Source organism: Leclercia sp. W17 (assembly GCF_003336325.1).
In the GTDB taxonomy this organism is placed as follows: Bacteria; Pseudomonadota; Gammaproteobacteria; order Enterobacterales; family Enterobacteriaceae; genus Enterobacter.
The window spans coordinates 2,620,392-2,641,310 of sequence record NZ_CP031101.1 but is presented as its reverse complement, the minus strand read 5'-3'; the positions used below and the strand labels follow the sequence as shown (position 1 = coordinate 2,641,310).

The following is a 20,919-nucleotide window of genomic DNA, read 5'->3' as shown; positions in this document are numbered from 1 at the left end:
CTCCTTACAGCAGCTGCTTGCTACGCAGGAAATCACGGGCGACCTGCTGCGGTGACTGATGATCGATATCCACCTTCTTGTTGAGCTCGGTGATGACGTCGTTATTGAGCTGGGCAGAGAGAGTATTCAGCGCCTCTTCCAGACCCGGGTTGGCTTCCAGCGTATCCTTGCGCACCACCGGAGTCACCGCGTAGCTCGGGAAGAAGCCTTTGTCATCTTCCAGCACCTTCAGGTCGAAGCCTTTAACGCGTCCGTCAGTGGTGTAAACCAGCCCGGCATCGACAAAGCCGTCGCGCACCGCGTTATAGACCAGGCCGGGATCCATCTGGCGAATTTGCGGGCGATCGAGCTCCATGTTGTAGGCCGCCTGCAGCGGCTTCATGCCATCGCTGCGTCCGGAGAACTCCAGATCCAGGCCCAGCATCCAGTTGTTATCCGGATCGGTTTTGCGCACCTGCTCAATCTTCGCCACCAGTTCTGACATGGTGTTGATATTTTCTGCCTCGGCGCGCTTACGCTGCATGGCAAAGGCGTAGGTGTTGTTCATGTCAGCAGGTTTGAGCCACACCAGACCGTGCTTCGCATCCAGACGTTTCACCGTCTCGTAAGACTCCTCTGGCGACATGCGTTTGTTGATGTGGTTAAAGATGATCAGCGAGGTACCGGTGTACTCCCAGGTCATATCGATCTGCTTGTTGATCATCGCATTACGGGAAATGACGGTGGCAATGTTGGTCTGAGGCTTAACTTCAAACCCTTTCTTTTGCAGGTACTGCACGGTCATCGCCGAGAGAATATGCTGTTCGGTAAAGCTCTTGGTCGCCAGGATCAGGGGCGCTGCGAGCGCCTGGCTGGTAAAGAGCGCGGCGGTACATAGCGCCGCCAGGCCGGTAAACAGTCTCATAGAAGCTCCTTATTATTGTTATCGTGCGAGATGCGGGCTCATCAGTCGGCCCAGCGCCGCCAGCAGCGTATCCAGAATCAGGGCGAACAGGGCGGTGGCCGCCGCGCCCAGGATCAGCGTCGGGAAATCATTCAGGTAGATGCCGGGGAAAATCAGCTCGCCGTAGCTGTTGGCGCCAATCAGGAAGGCCAGCGGTGCGGTACCGACGTTAATGGCGGTGGCGATACGAATACCGGAGAGCATCACCGGCCAGGCGTTAGGCAGCTCCACCTGGCGCAGACGCTGCCATTTGGTCATCCCGATGCCGTTTGCCGCTTCCAGTAACGATGCCGGAACCGAGCACAGTCCGGCGTAGGTGTTACGCACAATCGGCAGCAGCGAGGCGAGGAACAGGGCGATAATGGCAGGCGTATCGCCGATGCCAATCACCACCATTGCCAGGGCCAGAACCGCCAGCGGCGGCAGGGTGTTGCCGACGTTAAAAATCTGCATGACGTATTCGGCGATACCACGCGCGGCCGGACGGCTCAGCAAGATACCGCTGGGGATACCGACCAGCAGGGCGAAGAACATGGATGAGAAGACTAAAATCAGATGCTGTTGCCCGAGATAGACCAGGTCAACCTGGCGCGCTTTGATCGTCTCCAGCCCAATTCCCCAGACGAGGAGGGCGACGACCACGATAATGGCGCCGACAAAAAGCAGCGAGCGTTTGAGTAATGGATGCATTGCAGTGTGTCTCCCTGTGCGCATGCGTTATAGCAACCACCGGTTGCCTGTTGTTATGCCATGTTTTGGCAGGGGTACTGGAGCTATAGCAAGGGTTTGGGAAGGGTTCCAGCGAAGCGGTATTATCTCTAACCTTATGAATATTGTGGGTATATGAGGTTAAGCCTTATGGGGTAAGGGCTGGATACTGGCAGGCAGAATAGTCTTAAAGATAATTTCATTAAGTGACGCCGTCACTTAATGAAAAGTGGAGTCTGTTATTTGCTGAGCGCAGCACGGACCTTTCGCACGCGCAGCGAGGTGCTGATGATGGAGAAGGTGGCGACGAAAACCAGCATTACGCCCAGGGCCAGCATCGCAGTAAACCCAAACCACCTGAACAGGACCAGCCCGGCAATCCCTCCCGTGATAAACGAGAAAAGGGTGGTGAGATGGGTTGTAAGCTGGCTGGTTTGTGCGGCCGTATCTTTGGAGTAATCTCGGCGTAGCATCGCCACCACCACGGAGGCCAGCGAAATGCCTGCGTCGGTTAAGGTGCCGGTAATATGGGTGGAGCGTACCCGCCCGCCGGAAAGTTGGGTGGAGGTGGAATTATGAATACCCATCAGCCCGCAGAGAAAAATAATAATTTCCCGGTTAGTCGTGAAGGTATGAAAATAGATTTCATGCAGAGAGACGCCGGCCAGTAATAACCCTTCAATAAACAAAACCTGACAAAAAATGAGCCGCACATTATGCATGATGCCCCATAAAACAATAATCCGCGCAATAATTGCCCCCGTCACAAACGACAAAATAATGGTGGCGAAGAAAATAATATCGTTCAGATCCGTTGAGGAGACTTCGCTGGAAAATTGTGAGGTATTGCCTGTCATATGGGAAGGAAAGAAGCCGAAAGCCCCCAGCGCAATGGCATTCAGCAATCCTGCGGAGGTCGCCAGCCAGAGGGCAAGACGACGATCCTCCTGATGGGTTCGTTCTTTCTTAAGTTTAATCAGCAAAGAATACCTCCGGTTTGAGCTTTGCCTGAATAATCAGGCTAGCAAAGCCTGGTCATGGATTGTCCAGGATAGTACTTAATTATTAAGGCACCGGAGGTGGGCGGGAATTAAGTAATTAAATAAAATAACCTTGATAACAAAGTGCTTATTTACCCGGCGCATTATGCTCAAAGCATGCCATTATTTCCGTGGCGTAAAAACGCCGGGCGCTGATTTAAACGTTCAAACCAGGCCTCGATAGCGGGCACCGGTGGATGCTCAAAAGGCGTCATCTTCCAGCGGTTCACCGACAGCCCCAGCACCACATCGGCCAGGGTAAAAGTGTCGCCCGCCACCCATGCCCCGGTGCGTTGCAGCTGCTGCTCAAGGATCGCGATATGGTGGTTCCACTCCTTAATTCCTGCGGCAATTCGCGCCGGATCGTTAAAGTCCGGGTTTTTACGCCCCAGGGCCGGAAAGACATAGCGCCAGGCGTTGTTAAATTCCGAAGCCTGCCAGTCCATCCAGCGTTCGACGTTGGCGCAGGCTTGCGGATCTGTCGGGAGAAGGTCATCGCGCCCGGCCTTACGCGCCAGATAGCGGCAGATTGCATTGGATTCCCAGAGCACGAAATCATTGTCGATCAGCACCGGCACCATCGCATTCGGGTTCAGCGCGCGGAAGGCGTCGGTTTCCGTTGAGGCAAAGCCGCTGCCGTAATCTTCCTGAAGATAGTCCAGACCCACTTCTTCACAGGTCCAGAGCACTTTGCGCACGTTAATGGAGGTGGTTTTGCCGAGGATTTTTAGCATGATGCAGGTGTCCTTTGTCGGGTGAGTTAACAACAGAGCCGCTATTCAGTGAGTTTAGGGCAAACTTTGGTGGGGAAGTATTCCTGTTGGCTTACCATCTTCCGATAGGCGGCAGGCGTCATGCCTGTGAGCCGACTGAACACACGCCGCATGACATCCGGACCTGAGAAACCACATTCTGCGGCTATTTTTTTGCGGGCAGCTTCTCTTTTTCAATCAGCAAGCGCGCTTTCGACACACGTTCGCGCTCCAGCCATTGAGCCGGGGTCAAGCCGATCTCCTGGCGAAATATACGCGTAAGATGCCTTTCACTAAGGTTGATGTGTTGCGCCAACATGGAAACCGAGCCAATCTCTTTAATATTCTGAATTGCCCAACGCTGAAGATCCTGGAGCGCTGAGCGTCCGTTCAGGGAAAGTTGGCTTCGTCTGACAAAGTGAGACTGATTAACAGGCCGACGAAAGAACATCACTAACTGATCCGCAACCTCGGCCGCAATTTCCCGACCCAGATCTTCTTCTACCAGCCTCAGTGCCAGATCGAGGCCGGATGTCACACCGGCGGCAGTACGCACCCTACCATCGGCGATAAACAGCGCATCGCTTTCCACAACTATTTCAGGATGTCTGATAGAAAGCAGTTCCGCACAATTCCAGTGGGTGGTGACCTGCTTACCGTTGAGTTTTCCGGTAAGCGCCAGCAGCAGCGCGCCAGTACATACGGATCCAAACCGCTCACTTTTTTCGCATAAGTCGGTAATACCCGCCAGGATATTGCTCTCTGGCGTATAACCAGACATACCTGGTGCGCCCGCAATGAGAAACGTATCAGGAACGAGTTCTGAAATATCCGTGAGTGAAAAATCTGCCGTAAGCCTGACGCCGGACGAGGCCTGTACAGCAGAGCCACTGACGGAAACGACATACAGACGGTAAAATTGACGTCCCAGGATTCTGTTAGCCTCAGCAAAAACATCTATAGGCCCGCCTACATCAAGCAACTGCACGCCCGGTACCGCCAGTATGGCTATGGTATGACTCATTTTCTTCTCCCGGCGTCTGAATAAATCCAGATGTCCATATTCGTCGTAAAAGTACGGTAGAAGACATGAATGATAAACCCTAATTTAGAGGCACACCATAGCCATCTAAGGAGTTATTCATGCGTTCTGCAATTAAAGGTATCAGCGTCCCGGACAGCCGTATGGCCAGAGAAGCCACGGAATTTATCAGGGACACCGAAACAGAGCTGCTGTTTAATCATTCAAGCCGGGTTTATTACTGGGCGGCCCTGGCCGGACAGGAAAGGGGCCTGAAAGTAGACAGTGAGCTGCTGTACATTGGCTGTATGTTCCATGACATTGGACTCACCCATGAGCATTGCAGCTGTGACAAACGTTTTGAAGTAGACGGTGCCAATGCAGCGCGTACCTTTCTGGAAGGATATGGTATCGCGCCTGCCGACATTGATAAGGTATGGACAGCCATTGCACTCCATACCACACCCGGCATACCTGAGTTCATGGCACCAGAAATAGCCCTGGTTACCGCAGGCGTGGAAATGGATGTGCTGGGAATCGATTATGAAAAATTCTCAGAAGAAGATATTAAAGCGGTTACGCAGCAGTATCCCCGTACGCCAACATTTAAAGAAGATATTATTCAGGCATTCTATGACGGTATAAAACACAAGCCGCAGACGACATTCGGTAACGTAAAGGCTGACGTTATTAAGGATAAAGAACCCGGTTTCACTCCTTTTAACTTCTGCAATATTATCCGGCAGTCACGCTGGCACGGCTGAGCCGCCGCAACGCAAGCGCAGCAGTTAAATATCAGGGATGATCTTGAGCTTAAATATGGATGATGCCTTCACAGGCGGCGCATGGCGTTTAGCTGAAGACGTCATGCGCCTTTTTGCGTTAGTTAACGGTTGGCGCATAGATAGATTGAGCCAGACCTATGCAGCTGTTTTTAGCGGGGCAGACCTATCCGCTGCTCTGCCATGAACCCTGCCAGAGATAATTCCCGGGTCCATCAGTCATTGAACGGTGGGACTATGTAACATCCTGGACCGCTGGCTCGTATCGCAACGTCTCAATAATCATCGAGAGTGCTGGCAGGAGCTGGCGCTCGCTGGCGTAGAAAATGTGGAACCCCTGGCGCAGCGGGCACCACGCCTCAAGCACTGAACGAAGACGGCCCTGATCCAGCCAGGGGCGGGCGAGGTTTTCCGGTACAAAAGCCAGACCATATCCCGCCAGAGCTGCATCGAGCGCCGCATATACCGAGTTAAAGATCAAAGGGCCATCGACACGACAAGCCTCCAGGGTGTCACCCTTTTTAAGTTCCCAGGGGCTGATACCCTCTTTCATGGAGTAGCGGGTATTGATGCAGGCGTGTCGGGCCAAATCCTCCGGCGTGAGCGGCAGCTGTCTTGCGGAAAGATAATCAGGGGAGGCCACAATGACGTTTCGCCAGTCGGGTGAAATCCGCACGGAAGCCATATTTTTGCCGATCCTGTCGCCTGGCCTGATACCGGCGTCAAAGCGATCGGCAACAATATCGGTCAGGGCCGGATCGTTCGATACCTCCAGCTTGACGTCAGGATAGTGCAGCAAAGCAGCGGATAGGCGCGGCCAGACAAAGGTGTTCCAGGTGAAATCCGACGCCGTGATGCGGACCGTCCCGGCGATCTTGCTGCCCAACTCGCTCAGGGAGGCCAGTTCCCCGGCAATGACATCGAAGCGGGGAGATACCCGCTCAAGCAAGCGCTGCCCGGCCTCGGTGGGAGAGACGCTGCGCGTGGTGCGGATCAGCAGTCGTAGCCCCAGCCGCGCTTCAAGATTACGGATGGTGTGGCTTAACGCCGACTGGGAAACACCCAGTTCGGCGGCAGCCCGGGTAAAACTGCGCTCCCGGGCAATAGTAATAAACGCCACAATATCCCTGAAGATTTCGCCTGACATATTCCGCCTCGGTTATGCGTGAAACACGCCGTTATGCCTGATTCTCATGGAAACGCAACGCTTCAACCATCAGCGTCATGGCCCGGGAATGCTGGCGCCGGTTAGGGTAATAGAGATGCAAGCCCGGCCAGAGCGGGCACCATGCTTCGAGTACCGACACCAGCTCGCCTGAATCCAGCCAGGGCTGAACCATATCCTGCGGCAGGTAGGCCAGCCCCAATCCTGCTTTTGCGGCTTCGAGAATGTCGTAAGCGTTATTACAGATGACGGGGCCGCCGATCCTGACGGAGAACTCACGCTGACCCTCGGTAAATTCCCAGTCATAAAGGCCGCCATAAGTAGAGGTGCGCAGCCGAATGCATCTGTGCTGGTCGAGTGCCTCAGGCCGCGCGGGGACTGGAAATCGCGTAAAATAGTCCGCCGATCCGACCACCGTATTCTCCACATCCGGACTGATACGCACGGAGATCATGTCCTGCGCCAGCTCCATGCCGAATCTGACACCGGCGTCATAGCCTCTGGCGGCGATATCGACGCTGGCATACTCGCTGATCAGCTCAACGGTGATATCGGGATACTGCTGCAAAAAGGGGAAGAGTTTAGGCCACAAAACCTGGCGAATGGCATAGTCAATGGCGGTGATGCGCAGGGTGCCGGTCGGCTTGTCCCGCAGATCGTTCAGGGATTCAAGCTCTTTCTCGATGTAGGCAAATTCGGGCACGATCCTGTCCACCAGATGTTGCCCCGCCATCGTCAGGGATACCCGCCGTGTACTACGCAGCAACACGCGTACGCCGAGCCGCTCCTCCAGACCGCGGATGCTGGCGCTCAGTGCCGGCTGGGTAACACCCAGCTGCGCCGCAGCCCGGGTAAAACTCCCGGTTTGCGCCACCGCAATAAGCGCTAATAGATCGCTGAAACCCTCACGAGCCATTTCTTCCTCACACGGACGCGACACAGGAGATAAGTCAGGTTTAAAAACATTAATGAATTTTGCTTATAAATGCAAGAAACAGGCCGCATTGGTCTGGGTTGACTACGTCAGGTATATTTATTCGCAAGCAAACAAGAGTGGGCGGAAATAATTTCCGTCAGGCGTAATCAAAAAATAATTGAAAAGAGATTGAACGGCGCGGGTGGGTATTTTTCATCACGCTCAATGTTCACGAAATTACCATTAAAACAGATCAATCATGCTGATAGAAATATCGGTCAGGAGGCGTTATGTCATTATCTAAAGTTTCATTATTGCTGGCATCATTATTTGTTGCCAGCGCTGCATATTCTGAACAACCCCAGCCAACTACCGTTGCCGAAGGTATTAATGCCATGAACGCACAGAAAGTGTCGTTTCAGAATGGTGATGTCAAAATGGCGGCCAATCTCTACCTGCCGCCTGATTACGATAGCGCGAAAAAATACCCCGCCATCGTCGTTTCTCATCCCTGGGGCGGCGTAAAAGAACAGACCTCGGGTCTTTACGCCCAACAGCTGGCAAAGCGCGGATTTATTACTCTGGCCTATGATGCTTCTCACTACGGCGAAAGCGGCGGTTTGCCGCGTGACCTGGAAAACCCGGCAGACCGGGTACAGGATATTCGCAGTGCGATTGGCTACCTGAGCAGCCTGCCGCAGGTTGATGCCGCACGCATCGGGGCGTTGGGCATCTGTGCTGGTGGCGGTTATACCCTCCACGCAGCGCAAACCGATCTGCGGGTGAAAGCGGTCGCCGGGGTCGTGACCTACGACATCGGAGATGCGACCCGAAACGGCATTGAGGGGGCGCCGGTCTCGGCTGCCGACAGGCTGAAATTACTGCAAAGCGTCGATGCGCAGTTAAATAAAGAGGCCGCCGGTGCCCCGCTGAAGGTTGAACAACTCCTCCCGGCGCGGGATAGCGTCGATGCCAGTACGCCGAATTTTGTGCGGGAAGCGACAGAATATTATCTCACCCCGCGGGGCGCGCATTCGAATGCCCGAAACCGCTATGTCGTGACCAGCCCGGGGCTGCATATGGCCTATTACCCGCTGGAGCATATGGAGAATATTTCTCCCCGGCCGGTATTATTAATTGCGGGCGAAAAAGCAGAAACCCGTAAATTTAGCCAGCAGGCTTTTGATAATGCAAAACAGCCGAAGGAATTAACGATTATTCCCGGCGCATCGCATTTTGATTTATATGACAAGCCGCAGTACGTCACGCCGGCGGTGGATAAACTTGCTGCGTTCTTCGGTAAAAATCTTTAACAGCCAGCTTAGTATTTAAACAGGAAAAATATTATGATCTATTCACTCAATAATAAAATTGCCTTAGTGACCGGAGCCGCTTCGGGTATTGGTCTCGCCACCGCCCAGGCCTATGCTGCGGCGGGTGCATCCGTCGTGCTGGCTGATATTAACGCCGGGGCGGTGACGCAGGCCGCAGAGTCGCTGGTGGCTTCCGGCTATACCGCTAAAGCGGTGACCTGCAATGCAGCGGATCTGGATGACGTCGCCGCGATGGTGCAAGAGACCGTCGCGACCTTTGGCCGCCTCGATATCGCCTTCAACAACGCCGGGATCCAGAATGTGCTGGCAGAGATTGCGGATGCGACAGCAGAAGATTTCGACCGCGTCACGGCGGTCAACCTGCGCGGCGTCTGGGGCTGCATGAAGTACGAACTGCAGCAGATGCGTAAGCAGGGCAGCGGCGTGATCGTGAACTGCTCATCTATCGGCGTGATTGTGGGCGGTGCAGAACGCGCTAACTACCACGCCGCCAAGCATGGCGTGCTGGGCCTGACCAAAAGTGCTGCGCTCGAGTATGCCGCGCGCAATATTCGCGTCAATGCCGTCTGCCCGGGGCTTATCTGGACACCAATGGTTGACGCCATGGTTGCCTCAGGCCAGAAAGAGGCGCTGGAGGCGATGGTGCAGGGCGTTCCTATGCAACGTCATGGCAGGGCTGAAGAAATTGCGGATGTGGTGCTTTGGCTCTCCAGCGATGCGTCATCCTACGTGACAGGCCAGTCCATATCCATTGATGGCGGCCTGACCATGCGTTAAGCCATCATCTGGCCAGATGCCAAAGCAGGCGCTGGCCGCTTCAAGCTTAAGAATGTCTTACTATTTAAGTGGTGATCTATTCATTTATTATATTTGTTGCAATATGACCGATTTTTAAAGTTTCTAACCTTCTTGAGGGACAATAATGGAAAAAAATTTCACGCCAGAACAGATAGAAATGATCAATCGTATTGTCTTTGCACATATTGATCGGATGAACGAGAAAGCTGCTGAAATTGTTGAAGAAACAGAGAGAGCAGCACACCATGAACTCCAGGAGAGCGGGATTGATATGACTGATTTCTCTCCTGCTAATAAGAGTTTTTTGATGGTTACGCTCATCCAGAACCTGATAGATCGTGTTCACGGCGGCGATATGACGGTTGCCCAAAAGTTAATAACGATGGAAGCCAAAAGGCTGAATGTCAGCGTAAATGAATAATGTCCACTTCAGGTAGATAGAGAGATGGTATGCCTGTTTCATTTAAAAAGGCATTCAATTATTCCTCTGACACCCACATGACTAAAGTGAGCACGATAGGTACTGCATCCCAGCGCACTGAGCAGCACCACATCTGCCAGAGTGGCTTGCCAGATTTATAGCATCATAAGCTCCCGTCCTGATGAAATTCACGATTCAGGCACTAGACCAAAACAGCCAGTGATAAAGTGGCAGGCAAACATATTAAAGGATTATAAATATGCAGATTATTTTTGTGCCCGCCTTAATCGTCGTCCTGATTGATAAAGAGCAGGAGCTGGGGCGGGCGTTAACCCGGGAAGAGGTAGAGGCGATCCGCGATGGCGCTACGGCCATCCGGCTGCCGGACGAGGCGGCCAACGATATGATCAGAGAGCGCGGCTACCGCGATATTGACCCAGAAAATGTCTGGCAAGAGTGGGTGGCGTATAAAGCAGGCTGACGCCATCACGTCAGGTCAGCCTGTCTGAGGGATAGCGCCTATTTCACCAGAGCAAACAGATCGTTCAGCGATTCGCTCATGGTGGGGTGGGTGAAGATCTGATCGCGCAGCACCGTGTACGGCAGCCCGGCATCCATGACTGTTTTTACGATGTTGATCACCTCATGCGAATCTGCAGCCAGTAACGACACGCCCAGTATCTGCTGAGTGTCATTATCGACCACGGCTTTCAACATTCCCCGGGTATCGTTGATAACGCGTGCCCGCGGGATCGCCGCCACCGGCAGTGACACCACCTGAATATTTTTTCCCTGCTCCCGCGCCTGCGCTTCCGTTAAGCCGATACGCGACAACGTAGGGGTCATAAATACCGAATAAGGGATATTCAGCCGATCGTCCGTGGTACGCGTTCCTTCACCCAGCAGCTGATCGTACACGATGCGGTAATCATCGAGGGAGACATAGGTAAACTGCGGCCCGCCGGTGACATCACCCATCGCCCAGATGTGGTCTGTCGAGGTTTTCAGTCTCTTATCAACCTGGATGGCGCCGCGCGCGTCCGTTAAGACTCCGGCATTTTCCAGCTTCAGCGCCCCGGTTGCAGGGTGGCGGCCGGTGGCGACCAGCAGGAGATCCATCTGGCGATCGCCCTGCGGGGTGTGCAGCGTAACGCCCTCACTGCTGCTGGTAACGGCGTCAACCACCGCGTTCAGCTCTATTTTGACACCCTGATCCTGCAGGATAGTGGCGACCGCCGCGCTGATATCGCTGTCTTCCCGCGCCAGAAATTGCGATGCGGTTTCAAACAGCGTAACTTTGCTGCCGAAACGCGCAAACATCGACGCAAATTCAACGCCAATATAGCCGCCACCCAAAATACCCAGACGCTTTGGCAGGCTGGATAAATTCAGAATGCCGGTGCTGTCAACAATGCGTGGCCCGGCGATCAGCCCTTCAATCTGCGGAAAGCGGGCTTCAGCGCCGGTATTAATGAAAATACGGTCGGCACTGAGCGTGCGGATCGCCTCTCCTGACGTGATTTTCAACGTATGGGGATCAAGAAATTCCGCCTGCCCGTCGATGACATCCACTGACTCGAGATTCGCCAGATTGAGATAATTTTTTTCACGCAGGAATTCAACCACTGATGCTTTCCGCTGCGCAGCCTCAGTAAAGTCAGTGGCGGCCTGCGCATCATGTACCAGCGCTTTGGTGGGAATACAGCCGATGTTAATGCAGGTGCCGCCATACATGGTTTTCGATTTTTCCACGATCGCCACACGCCAGCCAGCGCGGCCCAGCGCCGCCGCCAGCGTTTTGCCCGCTTTACCAAATCCGATGATTGCTGCCTGATAATGGTTCATCTTACTCTCCGCGATAGAAGCGTTAACCGGGTTTTCGCCTCTGGCTACCATTCAACAGTGATTTTCCCGAAGTGCTTTCTGCCGGCCATGTGACTGAATGCTTCACCAAGAGAAGCCAGACCTTCAAAACGGTCGGAGATGACGGGACGGATGCCGGTTTGATTCAGGGCTCTGACAAACTCCTGTTGCATACGATTGCTGCCGACCACCAGCCCTTGAAGACGGGCCTGTTTTGCCATTAGCATCGCGGTCGGTATAACACCTTCCATACCCGTCAGGACGCCAATCAAAGCAATATGGCCTCCAATGCGCACTGCTTCTATCGACTGCGCCAGCGTACCCGGCCCGCCGAGTTCAATGACAACATCCGCACCGCGACCACCCGTGATCTCCTGGACCCTTTCTCCCCACTGCGGCGTTGAGCGATAATTGATGACGTGATCGGCTCCCAGCGCTTTTACCCGCGCCAGCTTCTCATCAGAAGAAGAGGTGACAATCACGTTCGCCCCCATACTTTTGGCAATCTGTAGAGCCGTAATCGACACGCCGCCGGTCCCTAACGTCAGGACCGTATCGCCCGCCTTTAATCCTGCATCGACGACCAGGGCTCGCCATGCCGTCAGGCCAGAGGTGGTCAGCGTGGCGGCTTCAGCATGACTCCATCCGGCAGGCGCAAGGGTAAAGTGCGAGGCCGGGCGCACAACATATTCCGCGGCAAATCCCTGGGCGCCATCGCCTGGGGTCTGCCCGAAGTCACCGACTGACGCTATGACATCACCTTCTGTCCACTGAGGGAAAAAGGTGGATACAACCCTGTCGCCCGGTTTGAAATCAGTGACACCTTCGCCGGTCGCGTCTACCACGCCAGCGCCGTCAGCCATCAGGATGCGCCGATCGGCGGTCGGCACCTTGCCGCTGGCGACGAGTAAGTCGTGGAAGTTTAAAGAGGTGGCATGGATTGCCACGCGGATCTGGCCCGGACCAGGTTGTCCAGGATCGGGCAGATCGGTTAATGAAATATGATCGAGCCCACCGGGGGCGTTCAGCACTATCGCCTTCATAATATCGCTCCGAACAGAAGACGGTTCAGTCACCGTCATAGCCGTAAATGAAGGCCAGCGAACCCTGGCTGGCCACGGAATTACTGCAGATGGATTTTGAGCTGGGAAGCCGCCTGGTTGATTGCGGTTCTCACCGCTGGTTCTTCGCTCAGGGCATTCAACAGGCCATAGTCATGGATCAACCCGTTATAGCGCGTGACGGTAACTGGCACCCCCGCCTTATCGAGATTGCGCCCGAACGCTTCACCTTCATCACGCAGCACGTCCAGCTCGGCGGTCTGAATAAGGGTAGGCGGCAGCCCCTTGAGCTCTTCAGCTGTCGCGCGTAAAGGCGAGGCCAGAATCGTATTTCGCTCTTTATCCGAGGTGGTGTAGTTATCCCAGAACCATTTCATCATGTTCCGGGTAAGAAAATAGCCGTCAGCGAATTCATTATAGGAAGCGGTATCAAAGTGCGCGTCCGTTACCGGCCACAGCATGACGTTATAACGGATCGCTGGGGTGTTAAATTGTTTTGCCTGCAGCGCGACGGCAGCCACCATATTGCCACCGACGCTGTTTCCTGCCAGCGCCAGGCGTTTTCCGTCAACGCCGATTTCTGCGCCATGTTCAGCCACCCATTTCGTGGCCTCATAAGCCTGTGTAATGGCAACAGGATAGTGGGATTCAGGCGAAGGATCGTAATTGACGAAAACAGCCGCCGCGCCCGAAGCGTTTACAAGATCCCGGACCAGTCGTTCATGTGTTGGATAGTCTCCCAGCACCCAGCCACCCCCGTGAAAAAACATGAACACAGGCAGCGTCTGCGTTCCGCTGTTTTCGGGCTTTACCACCGTCAGATTCAGGGGCTTGCCGAGAACGGTAATCGTTTTTTCGCTTACCTGCGCCGCTGGCAGTTTAGCCCCTTGCTGGGCTGAGACCAGCACCTGGCGCGCTTCCTGCGGGGTTAAGGCCTCCATCGGTTTTCCGCCGCTGCTGTTCAGTACCTTGAGAAATGAAGCCACCCCGGCAGTAGGCTCTGGCCTGTTTTGTACGGGCGCTGCCCATGCGGCGGTGACCTGCGTCGCTAATAACAGGGCACTGACACTCAGTTTCGTTTTCATTATTTTTTCCTGGGGAATAGTTGATGGTGAATATGCGATGAAAAATACTGATCACTCTGTTTCTTCAGGCATTACACCTTTGAAGAAGGCCGATAGCGCGCCGCAGGTACATTGTGAGAGAAGTCTTCAATGATCGCCTGACGCGCCTGCTCCCACTGCTGAAGACGGTTTTCGTCATGCAGCGAAGGGATAGTAATAAGCTCCCCGCGCTGGAACCCGACCAGCGCCGCATTAACCATATCTTCGGCCTGCATAACGATACCCGGGTCGAGTTGGCTCAGCGGGAGGCCTCCGTTATCCCAGAATGGCGTCGCCGTTGCGCTGGGCAGTACAGCCTGAACCTGAATACCTTTGCCAGCTAACTCCCGGTGCAGAGAGCGGGTGAATGCCAGAACATAGGCTTTACTGCCGCCATATACGCCATTCAACACTTCAGGCGCGATCCCCACAATGGAGCCAATATTGATGATGGCACCCCGGCCACGCTTAACGAAGCCGGGAACCACGGCGTAAGTCAGTCGGGTAAGGGCAATGATGTTCAGGTTGATCATGCTCGTCATCTGCTCAACGTTACTATCAACGAGCTGAGTATGAGTGCCCATCCCCGCGTTATTCACCAGCAACGTGATGCTCGCGTCATTACGCAGCTTCTCCTCGAGGGCGGCCAGCTGCTGCGGATCGTTCAGGTCCGCCGCCACGACCTCCACGTTACGTTCGCTGTCGGCGGTGATATGGCTTGCCATCTGATTGAGCCGGTTATGATTGCGGGCAACAATGATCAGGTCGTAACCCATTCTTGCAAGCCGGGCAGCATACAGCGCGCCCATTCCGGTTGATGCACCTGTTACGACCGCCGTTCCTTTCACTGAATCACTCATTTAAATCACCTCGATAGGGTGTAAGGGATGAATTGAGATTACGTGAAGACGCCAGTGAGAAAATGACGTAAACGGGCACGATTTCGGACATTTTGCGTCGGTGTGTTTTAAATCCAGTAAAAACTGCGTCGTGCCAGGTAATTAACGTATTGCCTGATGAATCGTTTTTTTGGTAAATCTTCCGGGTGAGAAAATAATGACAACAGACGTCCAGCCAGGGGGCTGGGAGCCCACTATAGCCAGGGTGATTAAGATTTTACTGAAGAAGGATTAATGACATGCATCGGGTAGGGCTCCTTATTTCCGACCAGTTCCAGTCTCTTGCGTTATCGACGCTGACAATTTTTGAATTTGCTAACCTGGTATTAGGTGAATCGCCACAGATAATCTAGACACTTCCGAGCCGCTGATAATATTGGTTTTCGTATTCAGTTGGTGGCATATGATCACTCGAACCATGCCGACGCTTACTGTTATAAAACATTTCGATGTAATCAAAAATATCACCGCGGGCTTCTTCTCGCGTTCCGTAGATCTTTTTCTTTATCCGTTCACGTTTCAGTAGCTGGAAAAAACTTTCTGCGACTGCGTTGTCATGACAGTTACCGCGACGGCTCATACTGCCCTCCAGCCCGTATGATTTCAGGAACGACTGCCACTCATAGCTTGTGTACTGACTGCCTTGATCAGAATGAACCAGCACCTGCTTTTGAGGATTACGTCGCCACACGGCCATCAGAAGTGCATTCAGGACAATATCCTTTGTCATCCGGGGCTGTATTGACCAGCCAATAACTTTGCGCGAGAACAGGTCAACAACCACAGCCAGATACAGCCAGCCTTCGTGAGTCCGGATGTAAGTGATGTCCGTTACCCAACGCTCATCCGGTGCTTCCGGGTTGAACTGCCGCTGGAGCCTGTTGGGCGTCACGATGCTGGTTTCACCCTTACGTGCCCGTGGGCTACGGTACCCGACCTGAGCCCTTATCCCGGCTCGCTTCATCAGTCGCCAGACACGGTTAACTCCGCACTGTTGTCCGGTATCCCGCAGGTCGAGGTGGATCTTGCGATAACCATAAACGCAACCCGACTCCAGCCAGAACTGCTTTATCAGCCCCGTCAGCCTCAGGTCAGCATGATGCCGCCGTGAATCCGGCTGCTGAAGCCAGGCGTAAAAACCACTCGGATGCACATCCAGCACCCGACAAAGCAGTCGGACAGGCCAGCAATGGGTGTTGTCACGGATAAAGGCGTACCTCAGTCGGACAGCTTTGCGAAGTACGCCGCGGCTTTTTTTAATATGTCCCGTTCGTCGGTAACCCGCTTCAGCTCTTTCTGGAGGCGTCGGATCTCGGCCTGAGCGTCTGACTGGACTTTATTGGTTGAGGAATCCGGGCCATATGCCTTTATCCAGGCATAAAGACTGTGGGTGGTGATACCGAGACGTGTTGCCACGCTGGAAACAGAATGGCCGCGATCAACAACCTGTTTTACCGCTTCAATTTTAAACTCTTCGGGATAACGCTTACCGCTCATGGGCACCTCTCTTTAAGTCATCTTAAATGACTCTGAGGTGTCTGTTAAACCCGTGGCGATTCAAGGCGAACCCTTCTACCACTGCACGGTATATTCAGAAAAGGGGGGAGAGGTGGCCTCGTCTTACGGGATAAATGTCATCACCCAACCTCTGTCTGAAGAGAGCCAGGTTGATACCTGGCTTGTGGGTGGCGTACTCACCCCCGTCGCCTTACCGGCAACCGCGGGGGTGATACATTTTTTGCAAAATCATGCGTCCGGCGCGCGCCGTATTGCCGGAATTTGTACCGGCGCCTTCGTGCTGGCTCAGGCCGGGCTATTGCAGGAGAGGCGCGCTACGACACACTGGGCTTATACCCACAGCCTGAAAGTCCTTCACCCCACCATACGAACCGAAGAGGACCTGATCTACATTATCGACGATCAGATCTGGACGTCGGCTGGCATGACCGCCGGGTTTGATATGGTCCTGGCGATGGTTGAAAAAGATCAGGGTACCGATGTTGCACGCAATATTGCCCACCGTATGGTCATGAATCAGCGCCGGACGGGAGGGCAGCGCCAGCATTCAGAGCTGCTTGCCATATCCCCTAAAAGCGACCGCCTGCAGCTGGCGATTGAGTATGTCCGGCAAAATCTGAGCAAAACGCTTACCGTTGAGCATCTTGCCCATGCTGTACATCTGAGTGCCCGTCAGCTCAATCGCCTGTTTTTAAATGAAACGGGTAAATCCCCGGCGCGGGTGATAGAACGATTGCGGCTTGAGGCTGCACGACTGATGATTGAGAAGAGCCGCTTACCGCTGGAGGTGATCGCCCGTGAGTCAGGCTTCCGGGACCGACGTCATATGCGCAATGTCTTTATGCGCGGATACGGTATTCCACCGCAGTCGTTACGCACAGGGAAAGGCACGCTGGCCTCCTGATGTTCAGCGCTTACGTGCCGTGAAAAACGTCAGCACGACCGCGCTTAGCAGCAAAATAGCACTCATGCCAAAGGTGCTTTGCCAGCCAACGTTATCGAACACCATGCCACCCGCCGTGGAGCCCAGGGCGATAGAGAGCTGGATCACCGCCACCATCAGTCCACCGCCGGCCTCTGCATCCTCGGGCAGAGTACGGGCGAGCCACGTCCACCATCCCGTTGGCGCTGCGGTTGCCAGCAGACCCCAGAGACCCAACAGCAGGGCGACGATCCAGACGCTGTGCCCGGTCAGGATCAACACTCCGGCAATGATGGCCATCAGCAGGGGAATCGCCATTAACGTCTGGTAAAAGCGTGCATTTAAAAAGGCGGCGATAATCAGCGTGCCAATAAATCCCGCGATACCGATGGTAAGCAGGATCAGCGACAAGCCGGAGGCGCTGACCTGGGTGACGGTTTCCAGGAATGGGCGCACGTAGGTGAATAACGCGAACTGTCCCATAAAGAACAGGCCGCAGGCTAACAGGCCAACGCGCACCACAGGCTGGCGGAAAAGGCGCAATACCGTACCCTGTGCCGCCCGGTCATTCTCCATCATCGGCAGGCTAAAGCACTGCCAGATGAATGCGATCATTGCCACCGGAACCAGGCACAGGAAGGCTCCGCGCCAGCCGATGGTGGCCCCAAGATAGCTGCCGAGCGGGGCGGCTACCACCGTTGCCAGGGCATTACCGCCGTTGAAAATCGCCAGCGCACGGGAGACCTGATGTTGCGGCACCAGGCGGATGGCCGTTGCGGCAGACATGGACCAGAAGCCACCGATGGCGATCCCAATCAGGGCGCGCCCGACCATATAAACCAGGTAGCTGGAGGCAAAGGCAATAAGCAGCCCGGACGCCGCCATCAGCGCCGTCATACCCAGCAGAAGCGTTTTACGGTTCATATTCCCGGCAATACGGGTCAGGCTCAGGCTGGTCAGGACCGCCAGCGCGCCGGAGATGGCAATCCCCTGGCCGGCCAGACCCTCGGTGACCCCTAAATCGTGGGCAATGGGCGTCAGCAGGCTGACCGGCATACACTCCGAGGCAATCAGGACAAATACGCACAGGGTCATGGCAAAAATACCGCCCCAGTACGCGCGTTCGTTACTCTGTGTGGTTTGGCTCAGTGTGGACATAATCAGATTTCACGAAGGGGGAAAACAACGCCACCTGCCAGGGACAGGTGGCGGAGAGGATTACTTCAGGCTGGTTTTGAAGAACTGCTCAAACTGCGCAAACGGGATCTTACCGGCGACGTTGTCGTAGAGATCGACATGGTTAGCGACCGGGACAACCACCAGCTCTTTCTGCTTGCTGCTGACGGCTTTGTAGGCATCTTCAGCAAAGTAGCGCGAGTGGGCCTTTTCACCGGTGACGATCAGCGTCGGGATGGTGATCTCCTTGGCATAGCTCAACAGCGGCATGTTCATAAACGACAGCGGCATGGTCGCGGTCCATGCGCCGGTGGAGTTTACGGAGCGCTCGTGGAAACCACGCGGCACCCGGTAGTAATCAAAGAACTCTTTCAGTACCGGATGCGGATCGGCAGGTAACGCTTCCGGCAGAATACGTTCAGCGGCGGTCGCTTTGCCGTTGTCGACATAAATATCATGTCCGGCATGGGCAAAGGTGCCGTTCTCTGCGTCTTTCCAGCGCTGCTCGTTCAGATACTCGAGAACAGCATGGCGATCGGCTGCCGAGTAGCGGTCTTTACCATCGCCCACGCCGTGGCCCATCGCCCGGCTCATGTCGTACATGACGCTGGTGGCGACCGCTTTCACGCGGGTGTCCATGGAGGCTGCGTTCAGCGCCATGCCGCCCCAGCCGCAGATGCCAAGGATACCGATGCGGTTGCGATCCACCTCTTTTTGTAATCCGAGGAAGTCCACCGCGGCACTGAAATCTTCGGTGTTGATATCGGGAGAAGCGACATTGCGCGGCTGGCCGCCACTTTCGCCGGTGTAAGAGGGATCGAATGCCAGGGTGACAAAGCCCTTCTCCGCCAGGGTTTGGGCATAGAGGCCGCTGGACTGCTCTTTCACCGCGCCGAACGGTCCGCTGACCGCGATCGCCGCCAGCTTGCGATCGCCCCGGTCTTTCGGCAGATAGAGATCGCCCACGAGCGTAATGCCGTAGCGGGTCTGGAAGGTGACTTTACGGTGATCGACCTTTTTGCTTTCAGCAAAGGTTTTGTCCCATGTGGTGACCATCGATACCGGGGCGTTCGGATTGGTTGTCTCTGCATAACTCATGGTTGTTACTCCACTTAAAGAGGCGCATAGCAGCATTGCAGGCATGGCCGCTGACAGTTTTTGGGTGAATGTTTTCATAAGAGGTACCGGGCTGTGTTGTGATGTTGAGGCCAGTATAGTTAGCAGAAATAGTGATGATTAGAGGGCGAAAACTGCTAGGATTCATACCATATTGTTATAAATTGGTGGGGCATGATGGCGAAGCGGGAAAATTACAACGAACTGTATCTGTTTATGCAGGTGGCGCGAGAGGGCAGCTTTACCGCTGCCGCCCAGCGGCTGGGGCTGGCGCAGTCGGGGATTAGCCGCTCTGTTCGCGACCTGGAAGAGCGGCTGGGCGTGCAGCTGCTGGTGCGCACCACGCGCAGACTCTCCCTGACCCAGGCGGGGGAGCAGCTTTATCAGGCGACAGAATCTGCCTTCGATGCTCTGGATACCGGGCTTGCCACACTGGCGCACTACCGCGAAACGCCTTCCGGGACGGTACGCATTAACGCCAGCCAGCATGCCATTGATAAATGTCTGTTGCCAAAGCTGGCGGTATTTAAGCAGCGTTACCCCGATATCCGCCTGGAGCTGATGAATGAGAGCCGCTTCGTCGACATCATTGCCGAACGATTCGATGCCGGGGTCCGGCTTGGGCCGGAGGTGGGGCAGGGGATGGTCGCGGTGCGCATTACGCCCGACATGGAGATGGCGGTGGTCGGTACTCCCGATCATTTGCGTCGCTACGGCTTTCCGCAAACGCCTGCGGATTTAGCGGCCCACCCCTGCATTGCCTACCAGTTTGCCGACGGCAGCCTTTACCAGTGGGAACTGGTTCAGGAGGGTAAGAGCGTCAGGCATCGTCCCGAGGGGCAGTGGGCTCTGTCCGACAGCTACATGGAAGCCGAGGCCGCCCGGCTGGGCCTGGGTTTGGCTTACGTGCCGGTTGAGCTGGTGGCAGATGATTTAGAACGCGGGACGCTGATTCGGGTGTTGCAGCGCTACAGCCTGCGCATGGACGGGCTCTTCCTCTATTATCCCCATCGCAACGTATCGCCCGCTTTAAGAGCGGTGATCGATACGCTGAGAATGTAGATTTCCAGGCCGGGGTTGCGAAGCGCCGCCGGCAAACCATTTCTGGAAGGCGCCTCGCAAACCCCAAATTAACCCTGTGTAATTCAGGGTTAACTCTTTTCTTCACGTAATCAGGGCCGTAAAGTCTTTGCATTGCGGCATATCCGCAACCGGGCGTAGGAACCCGTGGGCATAAAGCGATCGTGTTTTGTCGCCACAGCGCATTCCCCTTTTAAAATTATGGTGGCGCTGGCGGAGCAGCTGTATGGCTGGCCGTTTTCTATGTGGGCGGTATTCCTACCTCCGTCAGCGCTACCCCCCGAGCGTAGGAACTAACGGG

At 54.8% G+C, this 20,919-nt stretch carries 22 protein-coding genes; 7 read left to right on the top strand and 15 right to left on the bottom strand.

Features of this window, described 5'->3' with window-relative positions:
• Positions 1 to 4: 4 nt before the first annotated feature.
• The 6 genes from osmX to DVA44_RS12870 all read right to left on the bottom strand — a co-directional run bounded on the left by osmX (position 5) and on the right by DVA44_RS12870 (position 4,467).
• The gene (gene osmX, locus DVA44_RS12890) at positions 5 to 904 is read right to left on the bottom strand and encodes an osmoprotectant ABC transporter substrate-binding protein OsmX (protein WP_103824509.1); all 900 of its coding nucleotides are present in this window, start codon (positions 902 to 904) and stop codon (positions 5 to 7) included.
• A gap of 18 nt (positions 905 to 922) precedes the next feature.
• The gene (osmY, locus tag DVA44_RS12885) at positions 923 to 1,633 is read right to left on the bottom strand and encodes an osmoprotectant ABC transporter permease OsmY (protein WP_114387162.1); all 711 of its coding nucleotides are present in this window, start codon (positions 1,631 to 1,633) and stop codon (positions 923 to 925) included.
• A gap of 257 nt (positions 1,634 to 1,890) precedes the next feature.
• Complete coding sequence (locus DVA44_RS12880) at positions 1,891 to 2,634, bottom strand: YoaK family protein (RefSeq protein WP_114387161.1); 744 nt, start codon at positions 2,632 to 2,634, stop codon at positions 1,891 to 1,893.
• Positions 2,635 to 2,801: 167 nt separating this feature from the next.
• Entirely contained in the window at positions 2,802 to 3,425 is a 624-nt protein-coding gene (locus DVA44_RS12875; protein WP_114387160.1) for a glutathione S-transferase family protein, read from the bottom strand.
• 41 nt (positions 3,426 to 3,466) lie between these two features.
• A complete protein-coding gene (locus tag DVA44_RS26250; protein ID WP_371413811.1) occupies positions 3,467 to 3,577 on the bottom strand; it encodes a hypothetical protein in 111 nt (36 codons plus the stop codon).
• Positions 3,578 to 3,609: 32 nt separating this feature from the next.
• Positions 3,610 to 4,467, bottom strand: a complete 858-nt coding sequence (locus DVA44_RS12870; protein WP_371413810.1) for a GlxA family transcriptional regulator — start codon at positions 4,465 to 4,467, stop codon at positions 3,610 to 3,612.
• Positions 4,468 to 4,586: 119 nt separating this feature from the next.
• Between DVA44_RS12870 and DVA44_RS12865 the strand changes: the two genes are divergently transcribed.
• A complete protein-coding gene (locus tag DVA44_RS12865) occupies positions 4,587 to 5,228 on the top strand; it encodes an HD domain-containing protein (RefSeq protein WP_114315124.1) in 642 nt (213 codons plus the stop codon).
• A 253-nt stretch (positions 5,229 to 5,481) separates the two neighbouring features.
• Here the strand turns inward: DVA44_RS12865 and DVA44_RS12860 are convergent, their stop codons facing one another.
• On the bottom strand, positions 5,482 to 6,393 hold the full coding sequence (locus tag DVA44_RS12860) for a LysR family transcriptional regulator (protein WP_114387159.1): 912 nt from the start codon (positions 6,391 to 6,393) through the stop codon (positions 5,482 to 5,484).
• A gap of 31 nt (positions 6,394 to 6,424) precedes the next feature.
• Complete coding sequence (locus DVA44_RS12855) at positions 6,425 to 7,327, bottom strand: LysR family transcriptional regulator (RefSeq protein WP_114387158.1); 903 nt, start codon at positions 7,325 to 7,327, stop codon at positions 6,425 to 6,427.
• 290 nt (positions 7,328 to 7,617) lie between these two features.
• Between DVA44_RS12855 and DVA44_RS12850 the strand changes: the two genes are divergently transcribed.
• The 4 genes from DVA44_RS12850 (at position 7,618) to DVA44_RS12835 (ending at position 10,361) form a co-directional block, all read left to right on the top strand.
• Positions 7,618 to 8,640 (top strand): alpha/beta hydrolase, encoded by a 1,023-nt coding sequence (locus DVA44_RS12850; protein WP_114387157.1) that lies wholly within the window; start codon positions 7,618 to 7,620, stop codon positions 8,638 to 8,640.
• Between the two features lie 33 nt (positions 8,641 to 8,673).
• Positions 8,674 to 9,438, top strand: coding sequence for an SDR family NAD(P)-dependent oxidoreductase (locus DVA44_RS12845; protein WP_114387156.1), 765 nt, complete (start codon positions 8,674 to 8,676; stop codon positions 9,436 to 9,438).
• A gap of 145 nt (positions 9,439 to 9,583) precedes the next feature.
• Positions 9,584 to 9,880 (top strand): nitroreductase, encoded by a 297-nt coding sequence (locus tag DVA44_RS12840; RefSeq protein ID WP_103179448.1) that lies wholly within the window; start codon positions 9,584 to 9,586, stop codon positions 9,878 to 9,880.
• A gap of 259 nt (positions 9,881 to 10,139) precedes the next feature.
• Entirely contained in the window at positions 10,140 to 10,361 is a 222-nt protein-coding gene (locus DVA44_RS12835; RefSeq protein WP_114387155.1) for a hypothetical protein, read from the top strand.
• A 38-nt stretch (positions 10,362 to 10,399) separates the two neighbouring features.
• Here DVA44_RS12835 and rclA read toward each other — a convergent pair whose 3' ends face one another.
• The 5 genes from rclA to DVA44_RS12805 form a co-directional block, all read right to left on the bottom strand.
• The gene (rclA, locus tag DVA44_RS12830; RefSeq protein ID WP_114388420.1) at positions 10,400 to 11,725 is read right to left on the bottom strand and encodes a reactive chlorine resistance oxidoreductase RclA; all 1,326 of its coding nucleotides are present in this window, start codon (positions 11,723 to 11,725) and stop codon (positions 10,400 to 10,402) included.
• Between the two features lie 44 nt (positions 11,726 to 11,769).
• The gene (locus DVA44_RS12825) at positions 11,770 to 12,786 is read right to left on the bottom strand and encodes an NAD(P)-dependent alcohol dehydrogenase (protein WP_114388419.1); all 1,017 of its coding nucleotides are present in this window, start codon (positions 12,784 to 12,786) and stop codon (positions 11,770 to 11,772) included.
• A gap of 80 nt (positions 12,787 to 12,866) precedes the next feature.
• Positions 12,867 to 13,889 carry an alpha/beta hydrolase gene (locus tag DVA44_RS12820; RefSeq protein ID WP_114315117.1) on the bottom strand — a complete coding sequence of 341 codons (1,023 nt, stop codon included), beginning with the start codon at positions 13,887 to 13,889 and terminating at the stop codon, positions 12,867 to 12,869.
• A 71-nt stretch (positions 13,890 to 13,960) separates the two neighbouring features.
• Entirely contained in the window at positions 13,961 to 14,767 is an 807-nt protein-coding gene (locus DVA44_RS12815) for an SDR family oxidoreductase (protein WP_114387154.1), read from the bottom strand.
• Between the two features lie 388 nt (positions 14,768 to 15,155).
• Positions 15,156 to 16,303 (bottom strand): IS3 family transposase gene (locus tag DVA44_RS12805; protein WP_114387153.1). Its coding sequence is split into 2 segments (ribosomal slippage): positions 15,156 to 16,066 and positions 16,066 to 16,303, totalling 1,149 coding nucleotides; the frame shifts between segments, so codons are not numbered across the junction.
• A gap of 37 nt (positions 16,304 to 16,340) precedes the next feature.
• Here DVA44_RS12805 and DVA44_RS12800 point away from each other — a divergent pair.
• On the top strand, positions 16,341 to 17,228 hold the full coding sequence (locus DVA44_RS12800; RefSeq protein ID WP_246843569.1) for a GlxA family transcriptional regulator: 888 nt from the start codon (positions 16,341 to 16,343) through the stop codon (positions 17,226 to 17,228).
• A gap of 3 nt (positions 17,229 to 17,231) precedes the next feature.
• On the opposite strand, the gene DVA44_RS12795 is transcribed toward DVA44_RS12800, so the two are convergent.
• Both DVA44_RS12795 and DVA44_RS12790 read right to left on the bottom strand, forming a co-directional pair.
• A complete protein-coding gene (locus tag DVA44_RS12795; RefSeq protein ID WP_114387151.1) occupies positions 17,232 to 18,404 on the bottom strand; it encodes an MFS transporter in 1,173 nt (390 codons plus the stop codon).
• Positions 18,405 to 18,464: 60 nt separating this feature from the next.
• Positions 18,465 to 19,598 (bottom strand): alpha/beta hydrolase, encoded by a 1,134-nt coding sequence (locus tag DVA44_RS12790; RefSeq protein WP_114387150.1) that lies wholly within the window; start codon positions 19,596 to 19,598, stop codon positions 18,465 to 18,467.
• 117 nt (positions 19,599 to 19,715) lie between these two features.
• Between DVA44_RS12790 and DVA44_RS12785 the strand changes: the two genes are divergently transcribed.
• Positions 19,716 to 20,600, top strand: a complete 885-nt coding sequence (locus DVA44_RS12785; protein WP_103824494.1) for a LysR family transcriptional regulator — start codon at positions 19,716 to 19,718, stop codon at positions 20,598 to 20,600.
• Positions 20,601 to 20,919 lie beyond the last annotated feature (319 nt).